Source organism: Pseudoalteromonas sp. SG44-17 (assembly GCF_014164235.1).
GTDB classification, from domain to species: Bacteria; Pseudomonadota; Gammaproteobacteria; order Enterobacterales; family Alteromonadaceae; genus Pseudoalteromonas; species Pseudoalteromonas rhizosphaerae.
Genome location: NZ_JACJEV010000024.1, coordinates 58,997 through 66,705, shown reverse-complemented (window position 1 = coordinate 66,705; position 7,709 = coordinate 58,997). Strand labels below are relative to the sequence as shown.

Here is a 7,709-nt window from a genome sequence, read left to right as displayed (position 1 = left end):
GGAGCGTTATCGATTGATGCGAAATCTTTAGCAACACCGCCGTATACTTTTGCAAGTACGTTAGTGATTGCTGCAGTTAGGGTAGTTTTACCGTGGTCAACGTGGCCGATTGTACCTACGTTTACATGCGGTTTTACGCGTTCAAACTTTGCTTTTGCCATCTTAAAAAATTCCTATAAAGAAATTAAAGGTTCAGTCCACTGTGGACCAAACCGAGCTAAAAATTACTTAACAGCGCGAGCTGTAATTATTGTGTCCGCAACATGTTTCGAGGCTTCAGCGTACTTCAAAAACTCCATAGAGTATGAGGCACGGCCTTGTGTTGCAGATCGTAGATCAGTAGCATAACCAAACATTTCAGAAAGCGGAACCTGGGCGTTAATTAATTTAAGTCCACCTAGCGCATCTTCCATGCCTTCGATCATGCCGCGGCGACGGTTTAAGTCACCAACTACATCACCCATGTTTGCTTCAGGAGTGAGTACTTCAACCTTCATCATTGGCTCTAATAGTACAGGGTCTGCTTGTAGCGCACCTTGTTTCATTGCCAGTGAACCCGCTATTTTAAATGCCATTTCATTCGAATCTACATCATGGAATGAACCATCATATAAAGTCGCTTTCACACCAAGTAATGGGTAGCCTGCCAGCACACCTTGAGACATTTGCTCTTGGATGCCTTTGTCTACCGCAGGGATGTATTCTTTTGGAACGGAGCCACCTACGGTTTCGTTAACGAACTCGTAAATTGGGGCTTCATCATCCGAAATATCCATCGGTTCAAGTTTAAGCCAGACATGACCATATTGACCACGTCCACCTGATTGACGTATGAATTTACCCTCAACTTTAACAGTTGAACGAATAGCTTCACGGTAAGAAACCTGCGGCTTACCAACGTTACATTCAACACTGAATTCACGTTTCATACGGTCGACAATGATATCAAGGTGAAGTTCACCCATACCAGAAATAATAGTCTGGCCTGATTCTTCGTCAGTTTGTACGCGAAAAGACGGATCTTCTGCCGCTAGTTTACCTAGCGCGATACCCATCTTATCTTGGTCAGCGATTGTGCGAGGCTCAACCGCAACAGAGATAACTGGTTCAGGGAATTCCATACGCTCAAGCGTAATAATAGAATTCGGATCACACAGTGTTTCACCTGTTGTTACGTCTTTGAGACCAATAGCCGCCGCAATATCACCTGCGTAGACTTCTTTGATCTCTTCACGTGAGTTTGAATGCATCTGAACGATACGGCCAAGACGCTCACGCTTACATTTTACTGGGTTGTATACCGCGTCACCCTGTTTAACAGTACCAGAGTAAACACGGAAGAAAGTTAAAGTACCAACGAACGGGTCTGTTGCAATCTTAAAAGCAAGTGCAGCAAACGGTGCGTTGTCATTAGCTGGACGTTCTTCCTCAGTACCATCTTCAAGGATACCTTGAATTTGTTTCACTTGTGTTGGTGCAGGCATATATTCAATAACGCCATCAAGCACAGCTTGAACGCCTTTATTTTTAAATGCACTACCACATGTGACTGGGACGATTTCGTTAGCCAATGTACGCTGACGCAAAGCATTTTTAATTTCTGCTTCGCTCAGGTCTTCACCTTCCAAATACTTATCCATTAGTTCTTCAGATGCTTCAGCGGCGCTTTCAACTAAGTTTGAGCGCCATTCTTCAGCTAAATCTTGAAGTTCTGCCGGTATTGCCTCATAGGTGAAAGTCATTCCCTGGTCTTCATCATTCCAGTTAATCATTTTCATTTTTATGAGGTCAATAACACCTTTAAAGTCGTCTTCAGCGCCTACTGGTAGCTGAATTGGAACAGGCGTTGCTCCAAGACGAGATTTCACCTGGCCAACAACCGTTAAGAAGTCAGCGCCCGTGCGATCCATTTTATTTACGAAGATCATTCTCGGAACTTCGTATTTGTTCGCTTGACGCCAAACTGTCTCAGTTTGCGGCTGTACACCAGATGAAGCACAAAGCACAACTACCGCACCATCAAGTACACGTAAAGAACGTTCTACTTCAATAGTGAAATCCACGTGCCCTGGAGTATCAATTATATTGATACGATGAGCGTCAAATTGCGCGTCCATCCCTTTCCAGAAACACGTTGTTGCAGCAGAAGTGATTGTGATACCACGCTCTTGTTCCTGCTCCATCCAGTCCATAGTTGCGGCGCCATCATGTACTTCACCGATCTTATGAGAAAGACCTGTGTAGAACAGAACACGTTCTGTTGTGGTGGTTTTGCCTGCATCTACGTGAGCAACAATACCGATATTGCGGTAGCGCTCAAGTGGAGTTGTACGTGCCATAAAATCCTCTTAAAGGTTAAGGACAGATTACCAACGGTAATGTGCGAATGCTTTATTCGCTTCAGCCATACGGTGAACGTCTTCACGTTTCTTAACCGCAGTGCCTTTGTTGTCAGAAGCGTCAACAAGTTCTTGAGCTAAACGTAAGCCCATAGATTTCTCGCCACGCTTACGTGCAGCGTCTACTAACCAACGCATACCTAATGCGTTGCGACGTACTGGACGTACTTCTACTGGTACTTGATACGTTGAACCACCAACACGGCGAGATTTAACCTCAACCTGTGGACGGATGTTTTCAAGTGCAGTTTCAAAGATTTCAAGGTGCGATTTGCCTGATTTCTCAGCAGCCACATCTAGCGCACCGTAAACGATTTTTTCAGCAGTAGATTTCTTGCCGTCTAACATTACGATGTTAACGAATTTTGCAAGAAGTTCCGATCCGAACTTAGGATCTGGAAGAATTTTACGTTGACCTATTACGCGTCTTCTAGGCATTTTGTATCTCCGGTTTATTCAGGTTTGCTCTTTCGAGTCAATCACCCAAAACAATAATTAAAAATATTTAGTGCTTGGCCTTACTAACGGAATACAATTAGCCTTTAGGGCGTTTTGCACCGTATTTAGAACGAGCTTGACGACGGTCGCTAACGCCTGCACAGTCAAGTGCACCACGAACAGTGTGAAAACGCACACCTGGTAAATCTTTAACACGACCACCACGGATTAGGATTACACTATGCTCTTGAAGGTTATGACCTTCACCACCAATGTATGAAGTTACTTCGAAACCGTTAGTTAAACGTACACGAGCTACTTTACGTAACGCCGAGTTTGGTTTCTTAGGTGTAGTTGTATATACGCGAGTACATACACCGCGCTTTTGCGGACACGCTTTAAGCGCAGCTGAGTTACTTTTCGTAACCTTGCTACGACGTGGCTTACGCACTAGCTGGTTAATAGTTGCCATTTAAATAGCTCCTGAAATTAAAATTACTACTGAAAAAATAAAAAAATCCGCCCTTTATTTACAAGCTCGTACCAAACGTGCAGGTAAATGGGTGGCGGAATTTTAATGAGCAAAGATTGAGCTGTCAACCTAAACCGTTAGCAAGGCAGTAGATAACTGCCTTGCAAAAACCTAATCTATTGATTAAGTTAGATTTATTGATTTCCAGATAAATCCGCGTTTAAAGCATCAGTTAGCGCTTGAGTTGCCTCTTCTGCACTTACTGTTTGCTCTTCAACTACAACTTTGCTCTGCTTACGACGAGCCATACGTTCTTGATGATACGCAAAACCGGTACCGGCTGGGATCAAACGACCCACAATTACGTTTTCTTTCAGACCGCGAAGTTCATCGCTCTTACCATTTACAGCGGCTTCAGTTAGGACACGAGTTGTCTCCTGGAACGAGGCTGCCGAGATGAAAGATTCTGTGGCTAGTGATGCTTTAGTGATACCCATTAATTGGATTTCATATTTAGCTGGTAACTTGCCTTGAGCTTCTAAGTCGCGGTTTGCGATATTAACGCGTGCCACTTCAATTTGCTCACCGGCTAAGAATTCACTATGGCCGCCGTCAAGGATCGTACACTTACGGATCATTTGACGGATAATTGTTTCAATGTGCTTGTCATTGATCTTAACGCCTTGCAAACGGTAAACCTCTTGCACTTCGTTAACGATATAGTTAGCAACATGAGTCACACCACGTAGGCGTAAGATGTCATGTGGTGATTCAGGACCATCGGCGATAACTTCACCTTTAGACACTTGCTCACCCTCAAACACGTTAAGTTGACGCCACTTAGGGATCATTTCTTCGTAATGATCGCCTTCAGCTGGAGTAATAACTAAACGCTTCTTACCTTTAGTCTCTTTACCGAAGCTAATCGTACCGGTGATCTCAGCTAAGATAGCTGGCTCTTTCGGTTTACGCGCTTCAAATAAGTCGGCTACGCGTGGTAGACCACCCGTGATATCACGAGTTTTCGAACCTTCCTGCGGAATACGTGCTAACACGTCACCTGGGTTTGCCGTTACACCGTCTGTTACTTCAATCGTAGTGTATGAAGGAAGACGAGTTTCTTGCAGACCGCGCTCTTCACTTTCGATGATAAGCTTCGGCTCTTTCGCATTTATCTTAGCAAGATCTTTAACAACTACACGGGTTAAACCAGTTAGTTCATCAGTCTGTGCTTCAGTGTTTGAGTCATCGATATCGCTGAACGATACTTTTGACTTATGCTCAAGAACGATTGGGTGACTATGCGGGTCCCAAGTAGCAACGATGTCGTTACCTTGAACTTCCGTATTGTCTTGTACTGTTAATACCGCACCGTAAGGTACTTTATAACGCTCTTTCTCACGACCATGGCTATCGATGATAGTGATTTCAGTAGAACGAGAGGTAATAACAATCTTACCGTCAGTGTTTAATACATATTTTGCGTTATGAAGCTTCAATGTACCGTTAGTTTTAACTTGTACATTGTTTTCAGCAGACGCTCTTGATGCTGCACCACCGATGTGGAAAGTACGCATCGTAAGCTGTGTACCCGGCTCACCGATTGATTGCGCCGCGATAACACCTACTGATTCACCCGCGTTGATGATATGACCACGTGCAAGGTCACGACCGTAACACTTAGCACATACACCAAAGTCGTTATCACAGGTGATAACTGAACGTACGCGAACTTCATCTACTGAGTGCTCTTCTAAAAGATCACACAGTTTTTCGTCAAGCATGATATTACGCTCTACTAGTACTGTATTAGTACCAGGGATCACAATATCTTCAGCAACAACACGACCAAGTACACGTTCGCGAAGTGCTTCTACAACGTCACCACCTTCAATAAGCGGTTTCATTGTTAAGCCATCTTCTGTGCCACAATCGTCTTCGTTGATTACCAAATCTTGTGCAACGTCTACTAGACGACGCGTTAGGTAACCCGAGTTCGCTGTTTTCAGTGCTGTATCGGCAAGACCTTTACGCGCACCATGCGTTGAGATGAAGTACTGAAGTACATTTAGACCTTCACGGAAGTTAGCGGTGATTGGCGTCTCGATGATTGAACCATCTGGACGTGCCATTAGACCACGCATACCTGCTAGCTGACGGATCTGAGCGGCACTACCACGAGCACCAGAGTCGGCCATCATAAACACTGAGTTAAATGACGGTTGCTCTTCTTCTTCACCTTGGGCATTGATAACCGTGTCTTTTGACAAGTTGGCCATCATTTCACGTGATAAGTTTTCATTTACACGTGACCAGATATCGATAACTTTATTGTACTTTTCACCAGCCGTTACAAGACCTGATTGGAATTGTTGGTTGATTTCAGTTACTTCAGCTTCAGCTGCTTCGATAATTGATGCTTTGATCGGTGGGATAACTAAGTCATCGATACCGATTGAAACACCTGACTTCATTGCGTAGTGGAAACCGGTATACATAACTTGGTCAGCAAAGATAACTGTATCTTTAAGACCAAGACGACGGTAACACTCGTTTAATAAGCCAGAAATTTGTTTCTTACCTAGGGCCTGATTGATTGACGAAAACGGCATGCCTTTTGGTAAAATAAGAGACAAAATTGCACGACCAACAGTTGTATCGATAACAGTTACAGTGTCTTCTACTACACCATTTTCGTTTTTAACTGATTCGCTAATACGTACTTTCACGCGAGCGTGAAGGTCTGCATTACCGCTGCGGTATGCTTTTTCTGCTTCTTTTGGATCTTTTAAGATCGCGCCTTCGCCTTTCGCGTTGATGCGGTCACGGGTCATATAATATAGACCCAATACAACGTCCTGTGATGGAACGATGATTGGCTCACCATTCGCAGGAGATAGGATGTTGTTTGTTGACATCATCAATGCACGAGCTTCAAGCTGCGCTTCAATCGTTAGCGGTACGTGTACCGCCATTTGGTCACCATCGAAGTCGGCGTTGTAGGCCGCACATACTAATGGATGCAAATGGATTGCTTTACCTTCGATAAGCACAGGTTCAAACGCTTGGATACCCAAACGGTGAAGTGTTGGTGCACGGTTAAGTAATACTGGATGTTCACGAATTACTTCGTCTAATACATCCCATACTTCCGGAACTTCACGCTCTACCATTTTCTTAGCAGCTTTGATTGTCGTAGCCATGCCGCGACGCTCTAGTTTGCCATAGATAAATGGTTTGAATAGCTCAAGTGCCATCTTCTTAGGAAGACCACATTGGTGAAGCTTAAGTGTAGGACCAACTGTGATTACAGAACGGCCTGAATAATCTACACGCTTACCAAGTAAGTTCTGACGGAAACGACCTTGCTTACCCTTGATCATATCAGCAAGAGATTTAAGCGGACGCTTGTTAGAACCTGTAATTGCACGACCACGACGACCGTTATCAAGTAGCGCATCAACCGCTTCTTGTAACATACGTTTTTCGTTGCGTACGATAATATCCGGTGCAGCTAAATCTAGCAGACGTTTAAGACGGTTATTACGGTTAATAACACGACGGTAAAGGTCATTTAGATCAGAAGTCGCAAAACGGCCACCATCAAGTGGTACTAATGGACGTAGATCAGGTGGCAATACTGGAAGTACTGTCATGATCATCCACTCAGGGTTATTACCTGATTGGTGGAACGATTCCATTAATTTAAGACGTTTAGTGATCTTCTTACGCTTAGTTTCAGAGTTAATTGTTGGTAACTCTTCACGCATTTCAGCAATTAATTGCGCAAGATCGAGTTCACGAAGCAAGTCTAATACTGCTTCAGCACCCATCTTCGCTTCAAACTCATCACCGTGCTCTTCTAGTGCATCTAGGTATTCTTCTTCACCTAATAGCTGACTACGCTCAAGCGTCGTCATGCCAGGCTCAGTTACTACGAATGATTCGAAGTAAAGAACACGTTCAATATCACGAAGCGTCATATCAAGCATTAAGCCGATACGTGACGGTAATGATTTTAAAAACCATATATGTGCAACTGGGCTCGCAAGGTCGATGTGACCCATACGATCGCGACGCACTTTAGTGAGTGTTACTTCAACGCCACACTTTTCACAGATCACACCACGGTGTTTAAGACGCTTATATTTACCACATAAGCATTCATAATCTTTCACTGGACCGAAAATACGGGCACAGAATAAGCCATCGCGCTCAGGCTTGAAAGTACGGTAGTTAATAGTCTCAGGTTTCTTTACTTCACCGTATGACCATGAACGAACCATGTCTGGTGAAGCAAGACCAATGCGAATTGCATCGAATTCTTCGGTCTTATTTTGTTGCTTCAGAAACTTAAGTAAGTCTTTCACCTTAGCTCTCCTGTCGGAGTTAATCTTGAG

Annotated in this window: 5 protein-coding genes; all 5 read right to left on the bottom strand. The window is 43.9% G+C overall.

What is annotated here, in order from left to right; all coding sequences use genetic code 11:
- A partial coding sequence (locus H5182_RS15955) for a GTP-binding protein (protein WP_246175643.1) occupies window positions 1-161 on the bottom strand: 161 nt, incomplete at its 3' end.
- Between the two features lie 63 nt (window positions 162-224).
- Window positions 225-2,339, bottom strand: a complete 2,115-nt coding sequence (fusA, locus tag H5182_RS15950) for an elongation factor G (protein ID WP_145238305.1) — start codon at window positions 2,337-2,339, stop codon at window positions 225-227.
- A gap of 27 nt (window positions 2,340-2,366) precedes the next feature.
- The gene (gene rpsG / locus H5182_RS15945) at window positions 2,367-2,837 is read right to left on the bottom strand and encodes a 30S ribosomal protein S7 (RefSeq protein ID WP_054206871.1); all 471 of its coding nucleotides are present in this window, start codon (window positions 2,835-2,837) and stop codon (window positions 2,367-2,369) included.
- A 97-nt stretch (window positions 2,838-2,934) separates the two neighbouring features.
- Complete coding sequence (gene rpsL, locus H5182_RS15940) at window positions 2,935-3,309, bottom strand: 30S ribosomal protein S12 (protein ID WP_002958885.1); 375 nt, start codon at window positions 3,307-3,309, stop codon at window positions 2,935-2,937.
- A gap of 194 nt (window positions 3,310-3,503) precedes the next feature.
- Complete coding sequence (gene rpoC / locus H5182_RS15935; protein ID WP_145238302.1) at window positions 3,504-7,679, bottom strand: DNA-directed RNA polymerase subunit beta'; 4,176 nt, start codon at window positions 7,677-7,679, stop codon at window positions 3,504-3,506.
- Window positions 7,680-7,709 lie beyond the last annotated feature (30 nt).

Bases quoted from the DNA above. Each gene is read 5' to 3' on its own strand.
- fusA (WP_145238305.1), bottom strand. From the start codon at position 2,339: ATGGCACGTACAACTCCACTTGAGCGCTACCGCAATATCGGTATTGTT.
- rpsG (WP_054206871.1), bottom strand. From the start codon at position 2,837: ATGCCTAGAAGACGCGTAATAGGTCAACGTAAAATTCTTCCAGATCCT.
- rpsL (WP_002958885.1), bottom strand. From the start codon at position 3,309: ATGGCAACTATTAACCAGCTAGTGCGTAAGCCACGTCGTAGCAAGGTT.